General features: G+C 71.7%; 18 protein-coding genes and 1 pseudogene. 10 read left to right on the forward strand and 9 right to left on the reverse strand.

Translation table 11 applies throughout. The annotated features are described in order from the left end of the window. Positions 1 to 63: 63 nt before the first annotated feature. From JHN63_RS35110 to eccD, 4 genes are all read right to left on the reverse strand, one after another. A complete protein-coding gene (locus JHN63_RS35110; protein WP_019075403.1) occupies positions 64 to 387 on the reverse strand; it encodes a WXG100 family type VII secretion target in 324 nt (107 codons plus the stop codon). A gap of 69 nt (positions 388 to 456) precedes the next feature. Continuing rightward, positions 457 to 795 (reverse strand): hypothetical protein, encoded by a 339-nt coding sequence (locus tag JHN63_RS35115; RefSeq protein ID WP_019065061.1) that lies wholly within the window; start codon positions 793 to 795, stop codon positions 457 to 459. A gap of 221 nt (positions 796 to 1,016) precedes the next feature. Continuing rightward, positions 1,017 to 2,612 (reverse strand): type VII secretion protein EccB, encoded by a 1,596-nt coding sequence (eccB, locus tag JHN63_RS35120; protein ID WP_200688484.1) that lies wholly within the window; start codon positions 2,610 to 2,612, stop codon positions 1,017 to 1,019. Between the two features lie 341 nt (positions 2,613 to 2,953). After that, positions 2,954 to 4,354 carry a type VII secretion integral membrane protein EccD gene (eccD, locus tag JHN63_RS35125; protein WP_200688486.1) on the reverse strand — a complete coding sequence of 467 codons (1,401 nt, stop codon included), beginning with the start codon at positions 4,352 to 4,354 and terminating at the stop codon, positions 2,954 to 2,956. Between the two features lie 503 nt (positions 4,355 to 4,857). Here eccD and eccCa point away from each other — a divergent pair. Then, positions 4,858 to 8,793, forward strand: coding sequence for a type VII secretion protein EccCa (gene eccCa / locus JHN63_RS35130; RefSeq protein WP_200688519.1), 3,936 nt, complete (start codon positions 4,858 to 4,860; stop codon positions 8,791 to 8,793). Between the two features lie 99 nt (positions 8,794 to 8,892). On the opposite strand, the gene JHN63_RS35135 is transcribed toward eccCa, so the two are convergent. Continuing rightward, a complete protein-coding gene (locus JHN63_RS35135; RefSeq protein ID WP_200688488.1) occupies positions 8,893 to 10,188 on the reverse strand; it encodes a S8 family serine peptidase in 1,296 nt (431 codons plus the stop codon). Further along, positions 10,185 to 13,529 carry a right-handed parallel beta-helix repeat-containing protein gene (locus JHN63_RS35140; RefSeq protein ID WP_200688497.1) on the reverse strand — a complete coding sequence of 1,115 codons (3,345 nt, stop codon included), beginning with the start codon at positions 13,527 to 13,529 and terminating at the stop codon, positions 10,185 to 10,187. The genes JHN63_RS35135 and JHN63_RS35140 overlap by 4 nt, the downstream gene beginning before the upstream one ends. Positions 13,530 to 13,838: 309 nt before the next feature. Between JHN63_RS35140 and JHN63_RS35145 the strand changes: the two genes are divergently transcribed. Then, positions 13,839 to 15,047 carry a hypothetical protein gene (locus JHN63_RS35145; RefSeq protein WP_200688499.1) on the forward strand — a complete coding sequence of 403 codons (1,209 nt, stop codon included), beginning with the start codon at positions 13,839 to 13,841 and terminating at the stop codon, positions 15,045 to 15,047. Positions 15,048 to 15,110: 63 nt separating this feature from the next. Here JHN63_RS35145 and JHN63_RS35150 read toward each other — a convergent pair whose 3' ends face one another. Further along, a complete protein-coding gene (locus JHN63_RS35150; RefSeq protein ID WP_200688501.1) occupies positions 15,111 to 15,536 on the reverse strand; it encodes a DUF6299 family protein in 426 nt (141 codons plus the stop codon). Positions 15,537 to 15,781: 245 nt separating this feature from the next. On the opposite strand from JHN63_RS35150, the gene JHN63_RS35155 reads away from it, so the two are divergent. The 6 genes from JHN63_RS35155 (at position 15,782) to JHN63_RS35180 (ending at position 20,417) form a co-directional block, all read left to right on the forward strand. Next, positions 15,782 to 15,982 (forward strand): DUF5999 family protein, encoded by a 201-nt coding sequence (locus JHN63_RS35155; protein WP_200688503.1) that lies wholly within the window; start codon positions 15,782 to 15,784, stop codon positions 15,980 to 15,982. A 111-nt stretch (positions 15,983 to 16,093) separates the two neighbouring features. Continuing rightward, entirely contained in the window at positions 16,094 to 16,906 is an 813-nt protein-coding gene (locus tag JHN63_RS35160; protein ID WP_200688505.1) for a PaaX family transcriptional regulator C-terminal domain-containing protein, read from the forward strand. Positions 16,907 to 17,025: 119 nt separating this feature from the next. Beyond that, on the forward strand, positions 17,026 to 17,586 hold the full coding sequence (gene cysC / locus JHN63_RS35165) for an adenylyl-sulfate kinase (protein WP_200688507.1): 561 nt from the start codon (positions 17,026 to 17,028) through the stop codon (positions 17,584 to 17,586). After that, entirely contained in the window at positions 17,583 to 18,494 is a 912-nt protein-coding gene (gene cysD / locus JHN63_RS35170; RefSeq protein ID WP_200688509.1) for a sulfate adenylyltransferase subunit CysD, read from the forward strand. Before cysC ends, cysD begins: the two co-directional genes overlap by 4 nt. A 2-nt stretch (positions 18,495 to 18,496) precedes the next feature. Then, complete coding sequence (locus JHN63_RS35175; RefSeq protein WP_234478179.1) at positions 18,497 to 19,732, forward strand: sulfate adenylyltransferase subunit 1; 1,236 nt, start codon at positions 18,497 to 18,499, stop codon at positions 19,730 to 19,732. 229 nt (positions 19,733 to 19,961) lie between these two features. Beyond that, positions 19,962 to 20,417: an ATP-binding protein gene (locus JHN63_RS35180; protein WP_200688511.1), complete on the forward strand. Its 456-nt coding sequence runs from the start codon at positions 19,962 to 19,964 to the stop codon at positions 20,415 to 20,417. A 15-nt stretch (positions 20,418 to 20,432) separates the two neighbouring features. On the opposite strand, the gene argF is transcribed toward JHN63_RS35180, so the two are convergent. After that, positions 20,433 to 21,440: an ornithine carbamoyltransferase gene (argF, locus tag JHN63_RS35185; RefSeq protein WP_200688513.1), complete on the reverse strand. Its 1,008-nt coding sequence runs from the start codon at positions 21,438 to 21,440 to the stop codon at positions 20,433 to 20,435. A gap of 73 nt (positions 21,441 to 21,513) precedes the next feature. Further along, positions 21,514 to 22,737 (reverse strand): arginine deiminase, encoded by a 1,224-nt coding sequence (locus JHN63_RS35190; RefSeq protein ID WP_200688515.1) that lies wholly within the window; start codon positions 22,735 to 22,737, stop codon positions 21,514 to 21,516. Positions 22,738 to 22,883: 146 nt separating this feature from the next. Between JHN63_RS35190 and JHN63_RS35195 the strand changes: the two genes are divergently transcribed. Further along, entirely contained in the window at positions 22,884 to 23,921 is a 1,038-nt protein-coding gene (locus tag JHN63_RS35195; RefSeq protein WP_200688517.1) for an SPFH domain-containing protein, read from the forward strand. Then, positions 23,918 to 24,420 (forward strand): annotated as a pseudogene (locus JHN63_RS35200) (hypothetical protein); the annotation flags it as partial. The gene JHN63_RS35195 and the pseudogene JHN63_RS35200, both read left to right, overlap by 4 nt.

Raw genomic sequence — 24,420 nt, forward strand, 5'->3', positions numbered from 1 at the left:
GAGCCACCCGGCTCCACCGCACCGGCCGGTCCCCTCGCGGTCGGTGCGGTGGAGCCGGGTGGCTCAGCGGCCGATCGTGACCTCGGACCACATCTGGCTGAGCGAGTTCTCGCTGTACTTGTAGCTGTTGGAGATCTCGTTGAGGAGCTGCGAGTGCGAGGTGAGCAGCGTCTCCATGTTCTGCACCGCGCCGTCCCAGGCCGCCTGCTTCTGGCGGTAGGTGTCGGCGTCGTTGCCGTACCAGGTCTTGGACAGCTCGCCGAGTTCGGCTTCGAGGTTCGACAGCGTCTGCGCGATCGCCTTGGTCTGCGCCACCATGTCGTCCGCGGCGTTCGACATGTGGTTGTAGCTGACGTAGATGACACCGTCGGACAGGTTGTCTGCCACAGCTTGCCTCTCTTACGCGATGTGGGGATCGGACGTGACCGCGAGGTCACGGGGAAGGCGGGGCGTCGGTCAGCCGGCGAGCTGGTCGAAGGCCGACTGCGACGCGTTGTACGCCTGGTTGATGGAGTCGTTCGAGGAACCCTGGGTCTTGTTGTGTTCCACGAGGCTCTGGTTCAGCCGGTCGATGACGTCCTCGAGGTTCTTGAGGATGACGTTGCACTGACCGTCCCACTGCGCGAGGAGCTGGCCGTACTGGCCGCCGTCGCTGCCCTGGTAGCCACTGCCCAGGGTGGAACGGGTGCTGTCGACGTCCTGACGGATCTTCACGATGCCGCTGAAGGCGCTCTCCAGGGCCTGGATTCCGTTCCGGGTCGAGCCTTCGCTTGACTGCTGGCCATCTCCAGCCATCGTCCCACCTTTCGTAAGTCGATCTAAGGTACGAGTACAACTGAGCCTAGATTGAAGGTAGTTGCGCTGACACCGAACTGAGGTAGATCTGAGGTTGCCGACAGGTTCCGATCAAAGGCTTTTACCGGTAAGCAACTTGACCGGAACACGACCTTCCGCGGCCGATGGTTCTGAGGTGTGGCCGGTTTGGCGTGAACACGATCTCGATCGGCGCGAATTCGTCAGTTCGCCCCACCTGAACCGTTCAGCGCACCGTTCAGCGCACCGTTCAGCGCATCGCCGGCCGAACCGCCCGCCGGGGCGCGCCCGTTGAGCGCGGGCAGACCCGCGCCGACGGTTGCGCCGGGACCGGCGGCGGTCCCGGTGCCGCACTGGGCCGCCGCGCCGCCCTGGGCCCCGGCCGCCGAGCCCGAGTCCGACGCGGCCGCCTGGGCGCTGAGTTCGGGTCCGGTCGGCAGCATCGCGAGCAGCGTGGACGGGACCTTGACCGGGGTCGCCCCGTCGTAGCCGAGGGCGGCGAGCGCGTTGGAGTCCGGGATGCGGTACTTCACGCCGTCGTCGCCGATCAGGAACGTGGTGTCGCCGACCGTCTCGCCGGCCGCGCCCAACGCCCTTGCCAGCGTGCCGTGTCCGGGCCGTGCCACCACCCGGTCCACCGTCACGCAGGCCGCGGTCAGGGCCGTCGGGTCGGCCTGCGCCGCCGGGAACAGCGCGGACTCGGCGACCCGTACGGAGGTCACCCGCACCTGCCCGTCGGCCGGGTCGACCTGGGCGCACACCGACTCCCCCGCGGCCAGCGCCAGCGCGCTGGGCGGGCTGTCCGGCAGGCCGGCGACCGACGGGTCCGTGCCGGCCGACCCCGGCGCCTGGTGCGCGCGCAGATCGGAGACGTCGATCGTGACGACGTTCGGCGCCCCGCCGTCGTAGGCCTCCTTGCGGGTGTCCGGATCGCCGAGGAGCAGCGCGGACTGGGTGTCCGTCACCGGGTGCAGGCCGTCCTTCTGGAGGAGGTACTCCTGGTTCCCGGAGCCCGCGACCACCCGGAAGACCTGCCCGATCCTGGTGGCCCGGCCGCCCAGTTCCGGACCGTCCGTGCCACGGCCCTCGACCTTCGGGGTGGCCAGGTCCGGGCCGGTCACCAGGGCGTCCAGGAAGGCCGCCGAGACCGGGCGGGGGGTCACGGGCGCGTAGCCGAGGGACTCCGCCGCGCCCGAGTCCTCGTCCAGTTCGAGCCGGCTGCCCTGCCACACCAGGTAGGTGTGCTTGTCCGGACCCTTCACCACGAGTGCCGACTTCGCGCCGACCGGGTCCGTCTCCACCGGAGCGCCCGGCACGAGGGTCGTCTGCGCGCCGGAGCCCGTCGAGCAGACCTCCCACGGCGAGGACTCCAACTCACCTGACGACGGTACGGAGTCGGGGGCGCCGGTGATCCCGACCGGCCGGCCGACCGGGGTGCCCGCGAGCGACGCCGAGCCGACCGACGTGGTCTTCAGGTCGGCGCCGCCGATCAGCACGGCCGAGGCGTAGTTGCGCACCGGGCGCAGCCTGCCGTCGGCGTACAGGTAGCGGGCGCCGGTGTCCTTGTTGACGATCAGGGTGTCGCCGCTGCGCCAGGCGTCGTTGCCGCCCGGCTTGAGCAGCCCGAACACCAGCGCCCCGCCGCAGAACAGCACACCGACGATCAGGCCGACGAGGGCGCCCCGGCTGGTGCGGCCCAGCGGGCTCTCCGGTGCGTCCGGGTCGGCCAGCAGCATGCCCGAGGTCAGGCGGCCCATCATGAACGTGTGCGCTTGCACCTGGTCGCGCTTCGACCGCACGTTTTCCTCCCGGCTGGTCGTTCGGCTTCGTCTTCGCCCGGCTGTTCCCGGACCTTGCTCGCGGCTCGGCGGGCGGCATCCGCCCGTGCCACCGCGTCCGGCTCCTGTCCCGTCCGGCCTGCCCGGCCCCTGCTCGCGGGCCGGCGGTTCTCGAACCGCCCCGGAACCGGGGCCGGTTCACCCGGCCTTCGCTCGCCGGGCCGGTCTGCCCCTGCCGCCGCATCCGGCTTTCCTGTCTCGTCCGGCGTGCCCAACTCCCGCTCGCGGGCCGGGAGTTCCCGAACCGGCCCGGAACGGCGGCCGGTTCACCCGGCCCGCGTGAGCGGGACCGAGGCGCCCGGTCAGCCGAAAATGCCGCGAAGGGTACCGAAGACCCCGAGCAGCCACAGGGTCAGCGGCAGCAGGGCGATCGCCAGCAGGGAGTGCAGGATCTCCGCCGCGCGGCCCCAGTAGGGGACCATGCGCCGTCCCGGTACGGTCCACACCGCGACCGTGAGGGCCGCCGCCACCGCGAGCAGCCCGGCGACCAGCAGGGTCCGCTCGGTGTCGGCCAGCCGCAGGCCCCAGCCGAACGCGAGGAGCAACAGGCCCCACGCGCCCGGGAGTACGAGCACCAGTCGCTGGGCCGTGTTGACCAGGCCCCGGCCGTGCAGGAGCAGCAGCAGCGAGAGGACCAGGGCGACCAGCAGCGCGGGGAGGCTCGGGCGGCGGGCCAGGGCCACCAGGCAGGCCGACGAGAGGACGCCCGTCGCGCCGTAGAGCGCGGTCATCCACTCGCCGGCGAGTTCGGTGCGCACCGTCACGTCCGAGCCCCGGTAGGGCTCGATGCCCTCCTGCAACTGTTCCGGGGTGGTCGGCAGCGGGGGCATCCGCATCCCCGCGAACTTGAACGACAGCGAGGGCACCAGTCCCCCGAGCAGCACCGTCAGCGCCGCGATCACCCCGGCCGCGGCGGCCGGCCGTACGTCGAACACCGTCATCAGGACGCCGCCGACCGCCGCCGCGAGCGCGACCAGAGCGGAGGCCAGGAACAGCGGGGTGCGGGCGGCGGAGGCCGCGAGGGCCAGTACCGCGCCGCCCGCCCAGGCCGCCGCCGCCCCCAACAGCCGTGCCCCCAGCACCTGGTGGGCCTGCGGACCGCTCAACTCACCGCCCGGCACCAGCCAGCCCGCGAGCGCCAGCGCCGGTGACGCCAGCAGCCCCAGCACCACACCGGTCGCCGGATCGTCCACCGCCCGACTCGCCGACGCGGCCCCGGCCAACAGCAACAGGCCGGTTCCTACGGCGGTCGCCGCCCGCAGCGACGCCGGGGCGCCCGGCAGGGCCAGCAGGACGAGGCCGGTCAGCACCGCCAGCGCGAGCAGGCCGCGCAGCAGCTTCCGGGCCGCCTCGGGGCTCCAGCCGTGCAGCCGGTCCCGGGTGACGGCGGCGATGCCGTCGACCAGGTCGTCGAGGCGAACTTCGGGCAACGCCTCGGTGCGCGGCCGGAGATGGAGCGCCTCGCCGTCGGTCAGGTCGAGGGAGGCGAGGGTCGCCTCCTCGTCGAGCGGCCGGCCGCCGAGGCGCTGGAGTATCCAGCCGTCGTGTTCGAGACCGGTCTCCTCGGCCTCCTCGCCCGCGTACCGCAGCACCGTGGGCAGCAGGTCGGCCACGGGCACGTCGGACGGCACGGCGAGGTCGATGGTGCGGGCCGGAGCACGCACGGTCAGATGGCACAGGCCGGTCACGGAAGTGTCGGTCATACCGGGGCTCACGTCTCCTGGACATCGAAACGGGGGCACGCGGCGCGGCGTGCGAGGTGGGGGGAGCTAAGGGAAACACGGTGCCGGTGGAGCGGGGGGTGACATGGACGTACAGAGTTGACGGGGTGCACACTACTGACACTCCCTACGACGCGTGTCAACGGGAGCCCCCACGAACGGTGTTGACAGCGTCCTCCACCGTGCTAGGGCCTGTCGTCACATTCCCGTCGTCGCCCGGAGGGCGGCTTCGCGGCGTCAGGTGCGTGCTCTCGGCGTGCCGGGCGCAGGCCCTCGTACTGGTTGTACGTGGGTCTGTGCCCGGTGCGGCGAGAGTGCGTGCATGGCGTCGCGAAGCAGACGGGAATGTGACGACAGGCCCTGGTGCCGAGGCCTGATCCGGTGCACGCCCCCCACGTACCGCCGCGGTGCGCGAAGTCCGTTAGGAGCCCCAAGCGTTGAGCGTGGTCCTGTTCCGTCGTCCGGCCCGCCGTCGCGGACCCGACATGCCCGCCGGCGAGTTGGTCCTCCAGGAGCCGCCGACTCTCATGGAGATCGTCCCGGACACCTCCGCGGTGTGGACGTATCTGCCGATGGCGATGATGTCGGTCTCGATGATGATGATGTTCATGCGGTCGGGCGGTCAGTCCAGCGGCATCTTCATGTACCTCGCGCTCGGCATGATGGTGATGGCCGCCGGCGCGATGATGGTCGGTCAGGTGATGCGCAAGGCCGGCGACCGCAAGCAGCGGCTTCGGGGCGAACGCCGGGACTATCTGCGGTACTTGGCGCAGAGCCGGCGTACCGTGCAGCGGGCCGTGGTCGAGCAGCAGCTGGCCCTGGCCTGGCGGCATCCCGAGCCCCGGGTGCTGCGCACGATGGTCCGCACCACGCGGCTGTGGGAACGCCGGGTGAAGGACGACGACTTCGGCGAGGTGCGGATCGCGGTCGGCGACCAGCAGCTCGCCATGCGGCTGACTCCCGTGTCCAGCAAGCCGGTCGAGGACCTCGAACCACTCTGTGCGCACGCCCTGCGCCGCTTCATCCGCGCCTACAGCACCGTTCCCGGCCAGCCCATCGCGCTCTATCTGCGGTCCTGGTCACGGGTGTTGGTCCGCGGCGACCGCGACGCGACCCGTGGGATGCTCCGCGCCGCGCTGGCCCAACTGGCCCTGTTCCACCCGCCGGAGGAGCTGTGGATCGCGGTCTGCGCCGCCGACGAGGTGCGCGCGGAGTGGGAGTGGGTGAAGTGGCTGCCGCACAACCAGCACCCTCAAGAGACCGACGGCGCGGGGCCGTTGCGCATGGTGGCCTCAGCCTTCACCGATCTGGAGGACCAGCTCGGCAGCGAGTTCTCCGAGCGGCCCGCGTTCGACCCGGACGCCGTACCCGGCCGTGACGAGCCGCTGGTGGTGGTCGTGGTGGACGGCGCGGCCATCCCGTCCGGCCACCGTTTCGACGGGCCCGGCTACCGCAACGCGATCGTGCTCGACCTGTCCGACTCGCTGACCTGGCGGCCCGGCCGCACCACGCTGCGCCTGGACGTGACCCCGGACGCGGTCGCGCTGGTGCGCACCGACCGCAGCCGCAAGGAGCAGACCACCGTCCTGGGCCGCCCCGACCGGGTGGGTCCGGTGGCCGCCGAGTCGCTGGCCCGGCTGATCGCGCCGTACCGGATGAGTCTGTCCTCCGACGCGGTGGAACCGCTCTCGAACGACACCGAGTTGACGACCCTGCTCGGCATCGCCGACCTGCACCGGCTCGACCCCGACACGATCTGGCGGCGGCACACCGGCAGCGGTCGGCTGCGGGTCCCGATCGCGGTCGGCGCGGACGGGCGGCCCGTGGAACTCGACATCAAGGAGTCCGCGCAGGGCGGCATGGGCCCGCACGGCATGCTGATCGGCGCGACCGGTTCCGGCAAGTCCGAGCTGCTGCGCACGCTGGTGCTCGGTCTCGCGCTCACGAACTCTTCCGAAACACTCAACTTCGTCCTGGTGGACTTCAAGGGCGGCGCGACCTTCCTCGGTCTGGACGAACTCCCGCACACCTCCGCCCTCATCACCAACCTGGCCGACGAGGCCGCCCTGGTGGAGCGTATGCAGGACGCGCTGCACGGTGAACTCATCCGCCGCCAGGAGCTGTTGAGGTCGGCCGGCAACTACACCTCCGCGCTGGAGTACGAGCGGGCGCGGGCCGGCGGCGCCGATCTCGCCCCGCTGCCCAGCCTGTTCGTCGTCGTCGACGAGTTCAGCGAACTCCTCTCCTCGCACCGGGAGTTCATGGAGCTGTTCGTGATGATCGGCCGCCTGGGCCGGTCGCTCGGCGTGCATCTGCTGCTGGCCTCGCAGCGCCTGGACGAGGGCCGTATGCACCAGTTGGAGTCGCATCTGTCGTACCGGATCGGTCTGCGCACCTTCTCCGCGATGGAGTCCCGGGGTGTCCTCGGTGTCCCCGACGCGTACGAACTGCCCTCGCAGCCCGGCAGCGGCTATCTCAAGAGCGGCATCGAGGCCCTCACCCGCTTCCGTGCCGCCTACGTCTCCGGCCCCTACCGCAGGCGCGGCGGTGCGGTCGCGCAGGCCCGGGTCGCCACGCAGGTGGTGCCCTGGTCGACCGGGTACATCGTGCCGCGCGCTCCGGCACCGGCCGCGATCGCGGCCCCGGAGCCCGAGGCGGAGGAGGCCGCCGAGAGCCTGCTCGCGGTGGCGCTGGACCGGCTGCGCGACTCCGGACCGCCCGCGCACCGGGTGTGGCTGCCGCCGCTGGACACCGCGTCCCCGCTCGACGTCCTGCTCGGCGGTCTCGCCGAGGACCCGGACCGGGGCCTGACCGCGTCCCGCTGGACGGGCGCCGGGAAGCTGCGGGTGCCGGTCGGCCTGGTGGACAAGCCGTTCGACCAGCGCCGCGACCCGCTCGTGGTGGACCTCGCCGCGGCGGGCGGCCATGTCGCCGTCGCGGGCGGCTCGCAGAGCGGCAAGTCGACGGTGCTGCGCAGCCTCATCATGGCGCTCGCGCTCACCCACACCCCGCGCGAAGTCCAGTTCTACTGCCTGGACTTCGGCGGCGGCACGCTCTCCCAGCTCACCGGTCTGCCGCACGTCGGCGGGGTCGCGGCCCGCCTCGACACCGAGCGGATCAGCCGTACCGTCGCGGAGGTCACCGCCGTCCTCACCCAGCGCGAGCAGTTCTTCCTGGACAACGGCATCGACTCGATGTCGACCTACCGGCGCCGCCGCGCGGCCGGGGAGTTCCCCGACGAACCGCACGGCGACATCTTCCTGGTGATCGACGGCTGGTCGGCGGTCCGGCAGAACTTCGACCAGTACATCCCCACGTTCAACCAGATCGCCACCAGCGGTCTCAACTACGGCATCCACCTGATCGTCGCGACCGCCCGCTGGCTGGAGCTCACCGCCCCGGTCCGCGACCAGTCCGCGACCCGGCTGGAGCTACGGCTCGGCGACACGATGGACTCCGTCGTGGACATCCGCAAGGCGAGCGCGGTGCCGCAGATCCCCGGCCGGGGTCTGACCGTCGAGACGAAACTGCACTTCCTGTCCGCGCTGCCCCGCGGTGACGGTTCCACCGACCCGGAGACGCTCAGCGAGGGCGTCGCGGACCTGGTGGACCGGATCGCGCGCGCGTGGCACGGGCCGCGCGCCCCGCAGGTCCGGATGCTCCCGCACCGGCTGCCCGCGGCCGAACTCGCCGAACCGGAACTCGGCGACGGCCAGAGCCTCAAGCTGGCCCTCGGCCAGGACGAGGAGACCCTCGGCACCGTCTGGCACGACTTCTCCCGCACCCCGCACCTGGTCGCCGTCGGCGACACGGAGAGCGGCAAGACCAACCTGCTCCGGCTGGTCGCGGACTCCGTCGTCGCCCGCTACTCCCCCGCCGAGGCGCGCATCCTGGTCGTGGACTACCGCCGCGGTCTGGTCGACGCCGTCCCCGAGGAGTACCGCCTCGGCCACGCGGTGGCCCTGGAGGCCCTCAAGCAGTTGGTCGGTGGCTCCGCGAAGGCCCTGCGCACCCGTGTGCCGGGCCAGGAGATCACCCCGGCCCGGATGCGGCAGGCCGACTGGTGGACGGGCCCGCGTCTGTTCGTCCTCGTCGACGACTACGACATGGTCGGCGGCGGCACGGTCATGGACCACCCCTTCGCCCCGCTCTTCGAACACCTCGCCCTGGGCCACGAGTTGGGCCTGCACGTGGTGGTCGCCCGCTCGGCGACGGGCGCGGGCCGCGGCCTGAACGACCAGCTCCTGCGCCGCCTCGACGAGGTCAACACCCCGGGCGTCCTGATGTCCTGCTCCCCGTCCGAGGGCTACGTCTTCGGCAACGTCAAGCCGCGGGTGCTCCCTCCGGGACGGGCCCTCCACATCGTCCGCCGCAAGCCGTCGCTGATCCAGACTGCCCTGGCGGCGGGGGCTGAGGAGTAGGACGCCGACCCTGAACGGCACGGCCCCGGGCGCCTGTTGGTCGCCCGGGGCCGTGCCGTTTCACGCTGTACGTGGTGTCCGCGAGGCCAGATCCGGCCGTCAGCCCTCCGTGGTCCCCTGGACACCCGCGCCCACCGGGACGGTGCCCTCCGTGCCCTCTTCGCCTTGCGTGCCCTCTTCGACCTCGGGCCCGTCCGTACCCTCCGGCCGCCGTGACGGGCGCCAGCCCAAGCGGCGCCCCCGAGGCAGGACGAGACTCAGCCACACCACCGCGATGATCACGGCGAAGCCCGCCGACGCGGGCCACAGGGCGCGGCGGAGCGGCTCGGCGGCCTTGTCCTCCGGGAGGTGGACCGGGGCGGCAGGAGCCACGACGGCCGGTGCCGAAGCACCGGTCAGGACGGACGTGACCGCCGCGTACGGGTCGAGCCGGGGCACGTCGGCCGGGTACGCGGAGCTGCGCAGGAGGGTCGCGGTCTGTGCGGCCGTCAGGTCCGGGTGGACGGAGCGCACCAGCGCCGCCGCCCCGGCCACGAAACCGGCGGCCAGTGACGCGCCCGAGCCGATGTAGTGGCCGGCCTTCTTCGGGCCGATGCCGACAACTCCGTCACCGGGCGCGGCGATCGAGGCACTGGACGTCGTGTACGCGCCGGTCGGCCGCTTGCCGTCCACGTCCACGTCGAGGACGGAGAGCACGCCGTCGTCGGCGGCCGGGTAGTAGTCGCGCGCCGGTGGGCTGTCCGTCGCCGAGGTCGCCGTCGTCGGAGTGTCCGGTACGGCGGCGGCGATCACCAGGACGTCCTTCTTCGCGGCCAGCGCGACGGCCGCCCGCAGCGTGGGGGTGTTGGCCGCGAGCGCCGCCGACACCGTCACCACCTTCGCCCCGCCGTTCACGGCGGCCCGGATGCCGTCGGCGACCCGCTCGGCGGTGACCGCCCCGCGCGCGTCGCTGCCGCGCACCGCGAGGATGCGCGCCTGCTGCGCCACCCCCGCGAACCGCACCCCGTCCGCCACGGCCGCGCCGACCAGCCCGGCCACGAAGGTGCCGTGTCCCACGCAGTCGGTCCCGGCGTCGCCGACCGCCGTCACCCGGCCCTTGAGCGCGGGTGCGGAGGGCGAGACCCCGGTGTCGACCACGCCGACGGTGACTCCGGCGCCCGAGGCGAACGGCCAGGTCCGGGTGAGTTGCAGCGAGACCTGTTCCCACGGCACGTCGGTGGCGAGGACGCCCGAGCCCGCCGCACAGGCCGCGTCGGCGTCCAACCGGGCGGACAGGACGGGGAGTTGGACCGTGCCGTCGGCCGCCTCGGCGGATCCGGCGCCGAGGGCGCCCGCGCCGGCCGTCAGCAGCAGGGCCAGACCGGCCGCGAGGGCCTTGCCGTGTGTCGTCGTCATGCCCGGGCCGCCCCGCTGGAGGAGGGAGAGGCGGCCGTCGGGTCGGCGAGGTCCTCCGGGAGCAGCAGGCGCAGGTCGTCGAGGCTGGGCACGGCCAGTCTGCTGAGCCGGCCCGCCTGCCGGGTCATCATCCGCTCCAGGATCTGACGGGCGGTGCGCGCGTTGCCGAACGACCGGTCGCGGGGCAGGGAGTCGAAGTACTGCCGCAGCACCGGCCCGAGCCCGGCCGCGCACTCGTACCCGAGCTGTACGGCGTGCTCGCGGACGATGGTGACCAGCTCGTCGGAGGAGTAGTCGGCGAACTCGACCCGGCGCGAGAACCGGGAGGACAGGCCCGGGTTGGAGGCGAGGAAGGTCTCCATCTCCTGGGTGTAGCCCGCGACGATGACGACCACCTTGTCCCGGTGGTCCTCCATCAGCTTCAGCAGGGTGTCCACGGCCTCCCGGCCGAAGTCGGAGCCGGACGCCTCACGCGGGGTGAGAGTGTACGCCTCGTCGACGAACAGGACGCCGCCCAGGGCCCGTTCGAAGACCTCTCGGGTCAACTGCGCGGTGTGGCCCACGTATCGGCCGACGAGGTCGGCGCGGGACACCTCGACGAGCTGGCCGCGCGGCAACACGCCCAGGGAGGCGAGGAGTTCGCCGTAGAGGCGGGCCACGGTGGTCTTGCCGGTGCCGGGCGGGCCGGTGAAGACGAGGTGGTGGCTGAGCCGGGGCACCGGAAGTCCGGCGGCCTCCCGCTGCTTGGCGGTCGACACGAGGTTGACCAGGTCGGTGACGTCCCGCTTCACCGCGTGGAGTCCGACCAGCGCGTCCAGCCTGCTGAGCGCGTCGTCGCCGGGGTCGACGGCGTTGGGTCCGTCGGCGGCGGTACGGGCCGCCTCCTCGCTGATGTCCTGCGGCAGCAGCAGGGAAAGGTCCTGTTCGGTGACATCGGTGAGCGCCGAGAGCCGTACGGCCTGCCGGTCCACCATCTCCTCGAACACCTGCCTTGCGGCACGGCCGTTGCCGAACCCGGCGTCCTTCGGTATCCGCTCGAAGTGCACCGCGAGCGCGTGGCGGGTCTCGTCGGCGAGCGCGTACTGGTGGCGTACACACATGCTCTCCATGATCTCCACCAGCTCGGGCACCGAGTAGTTCTCGAACTCGACGGTCCGTGAGAAGCGGGACGCCAGACCGGGGTTGGAGCCGAGGAAGCTGCGCATCTCGTCGGAGTAGCCCGCCGCGACGACCACCACGTCCTCGCGGTGGTCCTCCATCAGCTTCAGCAGGGTGTCGACGGCCTCGCGCCCGAAGTCGGCCCCGGAACCACGGGAGTCGGAGGTGAGGGTGTACGCCTCGTCGACGAACAGGACGCCGCCCAGGGCCCGTTCGAAGGCCTCGGTGGTCTTGATGGCGGTACCGCCGATGACCTGGGCGACCAGGTCGGCGCGGGAGACCTCGACCAGGTGCCCGGAGCGCAGGGCGCCCAGCTCGGCGAGGATCGTGCCGTAGAGGCGGGCCACGGTGGTCTTACCGGTGCCGGGCGGGCCCGCGAAGACCAGGTGGCGGCTCATCGGCGGTGCGGACATGCCGAGTTGGGCGCGGCGCGCGGCGAGCTGGGTGAGGTTGACGAGGGTGCGGACCTGTTCCTTGACGTTGTCGAGGCCGATCAGGCTCTCCAGCGCGGCCATCGGTCCGTCGGGGCGTCCCGGTCCCTCCGACTCCGGTACGGTGCCCGCCGGGTCGGTGCCCTCGGCCTCGCCGAAGCCCCAGGCGTCGCGGGACTCGTTGCCGGTGCTGGTGAGGTTCTCCACGGCCAACCGGCCGCCGGCCTTGGCCTGCACGAGGCCGCCGCCCTTGTTGTCGCGGACGATGCAGCCCACCACCGAGACCGGGGCCTCCGACTCGACGCGGATGCCGTCGCGGTCGTTGCCGGCCGCCTCGCAGCCGTTCAGGGAGGCCCGGCCGCCGTCGCGGACCAGGAAGCCGTGCTCGGCGGAGGCGGCGGCCCGTACCCGGTTCGCCGTCAACTCGCCGCCGGTGTCCACGAGTACACCGCAGCCGCCGGCCGAGACCAGCTCGCCGTCACGGAGCGCGGCCGTGCCCTCGCCGCCGATCTCCAGACCGGCACCGCCGGGGTTGTTGACCCGGAACCCGGCGAGATAGACGTTGCCGCCCGCCGCGACCTCCGCGCCCGCGCCGCCCGGCGCCTCCACCGTGCAGTCCTCGACCCGGCCGCGTCCGCCGTCGCGCACGGAGACACCGTTGCCGCCCGCGCCGGTGATCCGGGCGCGCCTCACCAGCGGGTTGGCGTTGCCGCGGATCACCACACCGGTGCCCTTGACGTCGATGATCTCCACGCGCTCCAGCTCGGCCGCCGCGTCCTCTTCGAGCAGGACGCCGTCCGACTCGCCGTCCCGGACGGTCAGCGAGGTCAGCGTGGGCGAGGAGGCACCGGCCACCCGCAGCGCCGCCGTCTGGGCGCCGGTCAGCCAGCAGTCCTCGTACGTGCCGCGTGAACGGTCCGTCACCAGCAGGCCGTTGCCCGTGGTGCGGGCGGTGCGGCAGCGGCGCAGCACCGGGTCGCTGCCGTGCGAGACGATGATGCCGGGGCCGCTGGAGCCGGTGACCCGCACCTCCTCCAGCTCGCAGCGGGCGGTGCTGGTCACATGCACACCGATGGAGGTGTCCCGGATCACGGTCCGCAGCACCCGGACCGCGCTGCGCTCCTCAAGTGCCAGCGACGGCTTGTCCGTTGAGGCCAGATCACAGTCTTCTACGGAACCCTGCGCGTCGCCGTTGGCGAGCACGCCGTTGCCGCGCGCGTCCCGGATCGTGCAGCCGCGCAGGGTGGCCCGGCCGCGCTCGCCGATCACCACACCGCTGGTGCCGAGGTGTTCGAGGGTGCAGGACTCCAGCGAGCTCTCGGTCGGCGAGGTGACGACGACCCCGGCGCCGGTGCGGTTGGAGACCCGGCACTCGCGCATCGCCAACGAGCCGGAGTTGCGGGCCAGTACGGTCGTCCACGAGGCGCCGGACAGATCGCAGCCCTGCATCGCGACCTGCCCGTGCGAGGCGTCCACGGCGGGCTGTTCCTCGTCCTGGCCCTGGACCACCAGGTCGGTCAGCATCACCGCGTCCACGCGCAGCGAGATCACGATGCCCTTGCGCGGTGCCAACCGGACGGTGCCGCGCGCCTGTTCGGCGACGATGGTCACCCGGGTGGTGACGACGAGATTCTCCTCGTACGTCCCCGGGCGCACACTCAGCACCGCGCCCCCGCGCGCCCTGGCCAGGGCCTCTCCGATCGTCCGGGCGTCCCCGGTGCCCTCCGGACAGACCGTCAGTACCTGGCGCACTCAGCTGACCTCCTCGTGTCGGCACCTGTCGGTTGCGGCACCCCCATCATGCCGTCCCCGCACGCGCGTTCCCACTCCGGTCCGGAAGCGGAACGGTCGGAGCGGAGGTGCGTGGTGCGGCACAACAGTGCCGTACGGCGAATTATGGGCTGTTGCGCAACAGCCGTACCAGCACCCGGGCTTGTCCGTGACGATTGTTAACTCCGGTGAAAGGAACCGCCGTTGGCACAGAAGCGTGAAGGGACGTGAATAGGATTGCGCACACAGACGCACGACGAACTGCTGGGCGAATGAGAGCGGACAGGGCGGATGACAGACCGAACCGGACCGGCCGCGCGCAATACGGCGGCGGAGAACGCAGCAGGCTCTGTGGCGGGCACCCCGGCCGCGGAAGCGGCGGCCACGGACCCGACGATCTCGACCTCGACGGCATCCGCGGCGGCGTCCGCCGAGGAGACCACCACCCCACAGGCCCCGGCGAGCACGGCGGGTGAGACACCCAAGTCCCGCTCGGGGGCCGCCGGTTCGGCCGGGGTCCTCTCCGCGGAGTCCGTCGCGGCGGAGCTGAGCCGGCCCGCGACCACGACCGCGGAGGCCGAGGCGCTCGCGAGTGCCGGCCCTGAGCCGACGGAACCCGCGGGACCGACCGGCCCGGAGTCCGCCTCCGCCCGGCCCGCGCGGCAGGAGGCCGAGGCCGAGGCCCCCGCCGGGGCGCTGGCCGCGAGCGCCCCCGAGGGCGACGGACCCACCCCCGCAGACACGGCGGCCGCGTCCGTCGGCCGCCCGGGCCGCCCGCTGCTGGCCGGTGCGGCGGTGCTCGGTGCGCTGCTGATCGCCGTGCCGGGGCTGCTGATGAGCCGGGACCGGACGCCGGAGAGCCATGACCGGGTCGTCGCCGACCAGGCGGGCACCATCCTCGGCGACGGCGCGACCCAGGGTGCCGGGGCGTACGCGTCCTCCAGCCCGTCCGCCGCTCCCGTCGCGCCCGCCACACCGAAGATCACCAAGCCGCACAAGACCTCGCCGGGCAAGACCACCGTCGCGCAGCCGGCGAGCGAGCCGACGACGGTCAGGACGAAGAAGCCGGCCGCGGCGGCGAAACCGACGAAGAAGTCCACCCCGACCAAGTCGACGACGACCAAGTCCGGGACGAAGTCGACGACCACCACCACGTCGAGCTACCCCTCCGACATCCTTGTCACGGCCACCCGGGTGCTGAAGGCGGGGCAGTCCATCAACGCGAAGAAGGCGCGGCTGCGCATGCAGACCGACGGCAACTTCGTGCTGTACGACGAGAACAACAAGGCCCGTTGGGCCACCATGACCTTCGGTTCCAACTACCACGCGGTGTTCCAGGCGGACGGCAACCTCGTCGTCTACACGTCCGCCAACCAGCCCGTCTGGGCCAGCCAGACCCCCGGCCACAACGGCGCCGTCCTCCGGCTCCAGGGCGACGGCAACATGGTGATCTACTCCGGCGGCTCGACCGCGATCTGGGCGAGCAACACCCAGCACTGACGCACGCGACCCGAACTCCCTTCGGCCCGCGCCCTCTTGAGGGCGCGGGCCGAAGACGTGGGCTCAGCTCTCCGTCAGGGTGATCTCCTGCTGCCGCACCGCGTGGAAGCGCGGCAGCGGCAGGCCGCCGCCGGAGGACAGTTCCATCACCGTGGCCTCGACCCAGGCCGCGCCGGGGGTGGCCGGGTCGGACGAGGGCTTGCCCGAGTTCTGCCAGGGGTGCTCCATGCCGTCGCAGACCGCGCGGGTGCCGCCGATGCCGTGCCGGACCGAGGGGTCGCCCTGGGAGACGGAGGAACTGACAAAGGCGGCACCGGAGTTGCCGAGACAGCGGTAGGTGCCGGAGAGGGTGACGGTGCCGTCCGGGGCGATGCTGCCCGTGGGGTCGACCGTCACCGTCTCGTACGGGGCCGCGGTCGCGACGGGAGCGGCGGCCAGCAGAAGCAGCGCGGCACCGGCCGCCGAACCGAGGGCGGAACGCAGGGACATGGGGATACCTCCTGAGATCGAGAGGCTCCACTCGTACCGCTCGACCGGCCCAACTCCCGTGATCCTCACTCCTTCGGTGGCGAGTCCGCACCGAGCGTCGTGGAACCGTCCGAGTGTTGTCCGCGTGTTGTCACGCTTCACAGCAGGCGGTTCCGATGAGTTCGCGGCGGGAGGATGGTCTGTATATGCGATACGGGCGGCGACGGAGCCGCCGGAACGGACCGCATCCGACGTGGAGGTACGCCATGTGTTCCCACCAGCCCTCGTGCCCCGTGACCGACACCGACACAACCGCCCCGCACATCGTCTCCGCCCACCCCGAGCAGGGCTGGACGCTGCTGTGCGACGGCGCGATCGTCTTCGACGACCTGGGCGCCGTACTGCCGGACGGCCGGATCGTCGCCCCGCACCGGGTGCCGGCGGACCAACTCGCCGTCGCCGCCTGACCGTTCCCGCACGATCGTCTTTTGGGCCGCGCCACCCACGGTGACCCGCACGCACCGTAGAGGTTGAGCTTGCGCACCCGAGGTGACCAGCAGTGATGCTGACGACCTAAGATGATCAACGTGTCCGACCAGCCTGCTCCACGGTCTCTCATCGTCACGCTCTACGGCGCGTACGGCCGCTTCGTGCCCGGCCCGGTTCCGGTCGCGGAACTGATCCGGCTGCTGGCCGCGGCCGGCGTCGACGCACCCTCGGTGCGCTCGTCGGTGTCCCGTCTGAAACGGCGCGGGCTGCTGCTGCCCGCCCGTACCGCACAGGGCGCCGCCGGCTACGAACTCTCGCCCGAGGCACGGCAGTTGCTCGACGACGGCGACCGGCGCATCTACGCGACCACCCCCTCGGCCGACGAGGGCTGGGTGCTCGCCGTGTTCTCCGTCCCCGAGTCCGAGCGCCAGAAGCGGCACATCCTGCGCTCCCGGCTCTCCGCCCTCGGCTTCGGCACCGCCGCCCCCGGCGTGTGGATCGCGCCCGCCCGGCTGTACGAGGAGGCCCGGCACATCCTCGGGCGGCTGCGGCTCGACCCGTACGTGGACTTCTTCCGCGGCGAGCACCTCGGTTTCGCGGCGACCGCCGAGGCCGTCGCCCGCTGGTGGGACCTCCCGGCGATCGCCGCACAGCACCAGGCGTTCCTCGACCGGCACGCACGCGTGCTGCACGCCTGGGAGCGGCGCGCGGACACCCCGCCCGAGGACGCGTACCGCGACTACCTCCTCGCCCTGGACTCCTGGCGCCATCTCCCCTACGTCGACCCCGGACTGCCCGCGAGCCTGCTCCCCGGCGACTGGCCGGGCGTCCGCTCGGCGGAGGTGTTCCGGGCGCTGCACAGGCGGCTGCGGGACGCGGGGGCGGTGTTCGCGGGGGTGTGACGGCCGACGCGTGAGGGCAGCCACTCAGCCAAACCTCAGCTTCCTTAGCAGGTCCTCTCAGAGTTCTTACCTAGCCTTCGACGACGTCGCTCGTCGGGTAAGAAAGAGGACTGTTGCGCATGACCATCACGGCACGGGCTCAGGGAGCCACCGTCTGGCTCACCGGACTGCCGAGCGCGGGCAAGACGACGATCGCCAGACACCTCGGGGAGCGCCTCAAGGCCGAGGGCCATCGCGTGGAGATCCTCGACGGCGACGAGGTACGCCGCTTCCTCTCGGCCGGCCTCGGCTTCTCCCGCGAGGACCGCAACACCAATGTGCAGCGCATCGGCCTGGTCTCCGAGGTGCTCGCGCGCAACGGCGTCCTCTCCGTCGTCCCGGTCATCGCGCCGTACGCCGACAGCCGCGAGGCCGTCCGCAAACGCCACGAGGCGAGCGGGACGCCGTACATCGAGGTGCATGTCGCGACACCCGTCGAGGTGTGCGGCGAGCGCGACGTCAAGGGTCTCTACGCCCGCCAGGCCGCGGGCGCGCTGACCGGCCTGACCGGTGTCGACGACCCGTACGAGCCGCCCACCGACCCGGCGCTCACACTGCCGACGCAGGTGCAGAGTCCGCGGGAGTCGGCGGACGCGGTGTACGCGGTGCTGGCCGAGCGGGGGTTGGTGGGAGCGCGATGACGACCACGAAGGACTTCGTCCTCTCTCACCTCGACGCCCTCGAGTCCGAGGCGGTGCACATCTTCCGTGAGGTGGCCGGTGAGTTCGAGCGGCCGGTGATTCTGTTCTCCGGCGGCAAGGACTCGATCGTCATGCTGCACCTCGCGCTGAAGGCGTTCGCGCCGGCGGCTGTTCCCTTCTCGCTGCTGCATGTGGACACGGGACACAACTTCCCCGAAGTCCTTGAGTACCGGGACCGGGTGGTCGCCGCACATGGGCTGCGGCTCCATGTGGCCTCCGTACAGGACTACATCGACCGCGGTGTGCTGCGCGAACGTCCCGACGGGACCCGCAACCCGCTCCAGACGCTGCCGCTCACCGAGAAGATCCAGAGCGAGAAGTTCGACGCCGTGTTCGGTGGGGGTCGTAGGGACGAGGAGAAGGCCCGGGCGAAGGAGCGGGTGTTCAGCCTCCGGGACGAGTTCTCGCAGTGGGACCCGCGTCGGCAGCGGCCCGAGCTGTGGAACCTCTACAACGGGCGGCACGCGCCCGGCGAGCACGTGCGCGTGTTCCCTTTGAGCAACTGGACCGAGCTGGACGTCTGGCAGTACATCGACCGTGAGGGCATCGAACTCCCGCAGATCTACTTCGCCCACTACCGCGAGGTGTTCGCGCGCGGCGGGATGTGGCTGACCGCCGGTGAGTGGGGCGGCCCGAAGGCGGGCGAGACGGTCGAGAAGCGGCAGGTCCGGTACCGGACCGTCGGGGACATGTCCTGCACGGGTGCCGTGGACTCGGACGCGGTGACGCTGGAGCAGGTCATCACCGAGATCGCCGCCTCCCGGGTCACCGAGCGGGGCGCCACGCGCGCCGACGACAAGCTGTCCGAGGCCGCGATGGAGGACCGTAAGCGCGAGGGGTACTTCTAGCCATGAGCACGACCATGAGCACCACCATGAGCACGACCACCGTCGACACGCTGCGGTTCGCGACGGCCGGTTCGGTCGACGACGGCAAGTCCACGCTCGTAGGACGGCTGCTGCACGACTCCAAGTCGGTGCTGACCGACCAACTCGAAGCCGTGCAGCGGGTGTCGGCCGACCGTGGCCAGGACGCCCCCGACCTCGCTCTCCTCACCGACGGACTGCGCGCCGAGCGCGAGCAGGGCATCACCATCGATGTCGCCTACCGCTACTTCGCCACGCCCCGCAGGCGGTTCATCCTCGCCGACACCCCGGGGCATGTGCAGTACACCCGCAACATGGTCACCGGCGCCTCCACGGCCGAGTTGGCGATCGTGCTGATCGACGCGCGCAACGGTGTCGTGGAGCAGACCCTGCGGCATGCCGCCGTGGCCGGGCTGTTGCGGGTGCCGCAGGTGGTGCTGGCCGTCAACAAGATGGATCTCGTCGGGTACGAGCAGGGGGTGTTCGAGCGGATCGTCGAGGAATTCGCGGGCCACGCGGCCGAGTTGGGGCTGCCGTCCTTCACGCCGATCCCGGTGTCGGCGCTGGTCGGTGACAACGTGGTGGACCGTTCGGCGCGCATGGACTGGTACGAGGGCCCGGCCCTGCTGGAGTTCCTGGAGGACGTCCCGGTCGGCGCGGACCCGTCGGACGCACCGGCCAGGTTCCCGGTCCAGTACGTCATCCGGGACGGTGAAGTCCGTTGGTACGCGGGCCAGTTGGTGTCCGGTTCGCTGCGGGTCGGGGACCGGGTGACGGTGCATCCCTCGGGCGAGGTCTCCGAGATCACCGGGATCTCCGTGCTCGGCACCGAGGCCGGGGCGGCGTACGCGCCGCAGTCGGTCAGTCTGCGCCTCGCGGACCAGCGGGACGTGTCGCGCGGCGACATGATCACCGCGGGGGTCGACGCGCCCGCGCTCACCCAGGACGTCCGGGCCGCCGTGTGCCATCTCGCCGACCGCCCGCTGCGGGTCGGCGACCGCGTGCTGCTGCGCCACACGACCCGGACGGTCAAGGCGATCGTCAGGGATCTCGGCGGCGCGGCAGAGCTAGCCGCCAATGATCTGGGCCGGATCACCCTGCGCACCGCCGAGCCGCTCGCGCTCGACGACTACGCGGTGTCGCGGCGCACGGGCGCGTTCCTGGTGATCGACCCGGCGGACGGCGCGACGCTCACGGCGGGGATGGCCGATCTGACCTGATCATCGCTCGCTCAGAACGCCCTCGGGCCCCGTTTCGGACGGGCCCCGAGGGCGTTCTTGTCACGAGATGTCAATAGCGCGGTAACAAGGGGAGCTGTCGTGCGGGAGTGGCCGTCGAACGGGGTATGCCGCTCGGTACCGGGACGAAGGTCCCGCGCGGTGCCCGCCGAGAGACCCTGACAAAGGGCGCCGTACCATTCATATAGTTGAAAGCAGGACAGCCTGCTCCATGAACGGACCCGCCTTGCAAGAACGCCCTTCCGCCTCCGCCTCCTGGCGCATCGCACTGCCGCACACCGCCGCGGCCGTGCCGGTGGCCCGCGCACTGGTCCGTACGGCTCTGTCCGAGGTGAGGTACACGGCCGACAGCGACACCGCGGAGCTGCTGACGGCGGAGCTGGTCGCGAACGCGGTGGAGCACACCGCCGGTGACGCCCCCATAGAGCTCGTGGTCGAGCTGCTGCCCACCGGCTGCCAGGTCGAGGTGCACGACCCCGACCCGGAGCCGCCCGGAAGCCTCACGAAGCCCGTCGTCGAGGAGCCCGACCCTTGGCAGGAGCACGGACGCGGCCTGCTGCTGATCCGCGCGCTCAGCTCGTCCTGCGGCCACCGCCCCACCGAGTCGGGCAAGGCGGTGTGGTTCCGGCTGCCGGTCGTACCGCGGCAGTGGCGTCCGGCGGGATGACCGCGTCGGTGACGGTCAGGCCAGGGTGGCCACGAGTACGGCCTTGATCGTGTGCAGTCGGTTCTCCGCCTGGTCGAAGACGACCGAGTGGGCGGACTCGAAGACCTCGTCGGTGACCTCCAGCGAGTCGAGGCCGTGGGTCTCGTATATCTCGCGGCCGACCTTGGTGCCGAGGTCGTGGAAGGCCGGCAGGCAGTGCAGGAACTTGACGTCCGGGTTGCCGGTGGCCCGAAGGACGTCCATGGTCACGGCGTACGGCGCGAGGGCCGTGATCCGCTCGTCCCAGACCTGTTTGGGCTCGCCCATGGAGACCCACACGTCGGTGACGACGAAGTCGGCGCCCGTCACCCCCTCCTCGATCCCCTCGGTGAGCGTGATGCGCGCGCCGCTGCGCTCGGCGAGCCCGCGGGCGACGGTGACGATCTCCTCGGCGGGCCAGTAGGACTTCGGGGCGACGATCCGTACGTCCATGCCGAGCAGCGCGCCGGTGACCAGGTAGGAGTTGCCCATGTTGAAGCGGGCGTCGCCGAGGTAGGCGAAGGCGATCTCCTTCAGCGGCCTGTCGCTGTGCTCGGTCATGGTGAGCACGTCGGCGAGCATCTGGGTGGGGTGCCAGTCGTCGGTGAGCCCGTTGAAGACCGGCACGCCCGCGTAGGCACCCAGTTCTTCTACGGCCGCCTGGCTGTCCCCGCGGTACTCGATGCCGTCGTACATCCGGCCGAGCACGCGTGCGGTGTCCTTCACGGACTCCTTGTGCCCGATCTGCGAGCCGGACGGGTCGAGGTAGGTCGTCGAGGCCCCCTGGTCGGCCGCGGCGACCTCGAACGCGCAGCGGGTGCGCGTCGAGGTCTTCTCGAAGATCAGCGCGATGTTCCTGCCCGACAGGTACCGCGTCTCGCCCCCGGCCTTCTTGGCGGCCTTCAGCTCGGCGGCCAGCTCGATCAGGCCGCGGAACTCCTCCTCGGTGAAGTCCAGCTCCTTGAGGAAGTGGCGGCCGGCGAGGGCGGTCGGGACTGTCGCCATGGGGGCGCTCCATCGGTACGGGTACAGGGGAACAGATGCTTGCATCTGGAATTCTATACGATGGACAGCATTTCTATACGGCGTCCCGTTCGACCGGGCAGCTCATGCAGCGCGGGCCGCCCCGGCCCCGGCCCAGTTCGCTCCCCGGGATCTCGATCACCTCGATGCCCTGCTTGCGCAGATAGGTGTTGGTGGTGACGTTCCGTTCGTAGGCGACGACGACGCCGGGCTCGACGGCGAGGACGTTGCAGCCGTCGTCCCACTGCTCGCGCGCGGCGGCGTGCACGTCCTGGGTGGCGGTCAGCACACGGATCCCGTCCAGCCCGAGGGCGGCGGCGATCGCGCGGTGCATGTGCTCCGGCGGATGGTCGGTGACCTTCAACTCCTTGTCGCCGACGCCCGGTTCGATGGTGTACGACCGGAGCATGCCGAGCCCGGCGTACTGGGTGAAGGTGTCGCCGTCGACCATGGTCATCACCGTGTCGAGGTGCATGAAGGCGCGCTGCTTGGGGATGTCGAGCGCCACGATCGTCCGGGCGGAGCCCTCGGCGAACAGCTTGTGCGCGAGCATCTCGACGGCCTGCGGGGTGGTGCGCTCGCTCATGCCGATGAGCACCGCGCCGTTGCCGATGACGAGTACGTCCCCGCCCTCGATGGTGGACGGGTAGTCGGCCTGCCCCTCGGACCAGACGTGGAACTTCTCGGTGCGGAAGAGCGGGTGGTGGCGGTAGATCGCCTCGAAGTGGACGGTCTCGCGCTGCCGGGCCGGCCAGCGCATCGCGTTGACGGAGACGCCGTCGTAGATCCAGGCGGAGGTGTCGCGGGTGAAGAGGTGGTTGGGGAGCGGGGCGAGGAGGAAGTCGTCGAGGTCCATGACGTGGAAGCGGACGGAGGTCGGCTCCGGGTGGGCCTCCAGGAACTCCCGCTTGGTCATGCCGCCGACGAGCGCTTCGGCCAGTTCGGGGGCGGGCAGGGCCTCGAAGGCGGCGCGGAGGTGGTCGGTGGCGAGGGGGCCGTACTCCTTCTCGTCGAAGACGCGGTCCAGGACGAGCGCGCGGGCCGCCGGGATCGCCAGGGACTCGGCGAGCAGGTCACCGAAGAGGTGGACGGCGACGCCCCGGTCGCGCAGGACGTCCGCGAAGCCGTCGTGCTCGGCGCGCGCCCGGCGTACCCAGAGCACGTCGTCGAAGAGGAGGGCGTCCTTGTTGCTCGGGGTGAGCCTTTTGAGCTCGAGATCCGGCCGGTGCAGGATGACGCGGCGAAGCCGCCCGGTCTCGGAGTCGACATGGAGTGCCATGTCTCCATCCTGACCATCCGGGGCCGGGTTCACCCCCTTACTTGTCATACTTCCTCTTCTTCTCGTCCCCTTGACGACAACTGGGTTCCGCGATTATCGTCTTACTGACGAGATCGATGCGGGATCCGAGGGGAACTGAGGGACTGATGGCCGACATCACCCGGCGCCTGGGCTGGCGCCATCTGCGCGGGGCTCCGACGGCGCACATCCGGCACCACCGCTCGGGCAAGCTGCTGCACGACGGGCCCGGACTCAGCTTCTGGTTCCGCGCGTTGACCGCCGCGCTCTCCGAAGTGCCGGTCGACGACCGGGAGTTGGCCATGACCTTCCATGCCCGTACGTCCGACTTCCAGGACGTGGCGGTGCAGGCGACCGTCACCTACCGGATCAGCGACCCCGCCCTGGCCTCGGCACGGCTCGACTTCTCCGTCGACCCGGACACGGGCGTGTGGCGGGGCTCGCCGCTGGAGCAGCTCGGCACCCTGCTGACCGAGACGGCCCAGCAGCACGCGCTGGCCGTGCTCGCCCGGACTCCCCTCGCCGCCGCGCTGGTCGACGGCGTGACGGCGGTACGGGAGCGGATCGCGGCGGGGCTCGGCGCCGAACCGCGGCTGCCGGCCACCGGCATCGAGGTGGTCGCCGTCCGCGTGATGGCGATCCGGCCCGAGCCCGAGGTGGAGCGGGCGCTGCGCACCCCGGCCCGCGAGCAGATCCAGCAGGAGGCGGACAAGGCCACCTACGAACGACGGGCGGTGGCCGTCGAACGGGAGCGGGCGATCGCCGAGAACGAACTCGACAGCCAGATCGAACTCGCCCGCCGCGAGGAGCAGTTGGTCGACCAACGCGGCACGAACACGCGCCGCGAGGCCGAGGAGCACGCGGCGGCGGACGGCGTCCGGGCGGAGGCGGAGGCGACGCGTACGGTACGGCTCGCCGACGCCGAGGCGGCGCGGTCCGTACGGCTGGCCCGGGCCGAGGCCGAGGGTGCGCGCGAGGTGGGTGACGCGCGGGCGCATGCCCAGGCGGCCTGGCTGCGGGTGCACGCGGACGTCGACGTGGCGACCCTGCACGCGCTCACCGGGACGCGGCTCGCGGAGAACCTGCCGAACATCGACAGCGTGACGATCTCGCCGGACGTGCTGACCGGGCTGCTCGCCCGGCTCGGCACCGGAGAGCAGGCGTGAGTCTCGCCCCCCGGGCCGTCCTCGTCCATCGGACCACGGAGTACGAGGAGTTGGTCGCCCGGCACGGGACGCACGGCCAGGCCGCGTACTTCCTGCGGTCGCGGGGCCGGGACATCGAGGAGGTCGCCGAACGGAACGTCGCCAAGTACCTCGCCGGGCAAACGGTGTTGGGCTTCGACACGGATCCCGGGCGCAATCCGGGTGTGCTGGTACGGCATCGGCCGTCGGACGCGGCGGCTCTGCTGCCCTCGGCGTACGCGGCCGGTACGGGTGTCGACGAACTCACCATGGTCGAGGCCGTCGCCGACGACACACAGCGGTTGGTCGCGCTGAACGAGATCTATCTGGGCGCCGTCGGTCATCAGACGGCCCGATACCGCCTGGGTCTGGAGGGCGACGGGGGTGTCGTCGAGGCCCAGGCGTCCTCCGGGGTGCTCGTGGGAACGGGCACCGGGGCCTCCGGCTGGCTCCGGTCGGTGTGGCAGGAGCGGGGTAGTTC

Source organism: Streptomyces sp. MBT65 (assembly GCF_016612545.1).
Classification (GTDB): domain Bacteria; phylum Actinomycetota; class Actinomycetes; order Streptomycetales; family Streptomycetaceae; genus Streptomyces.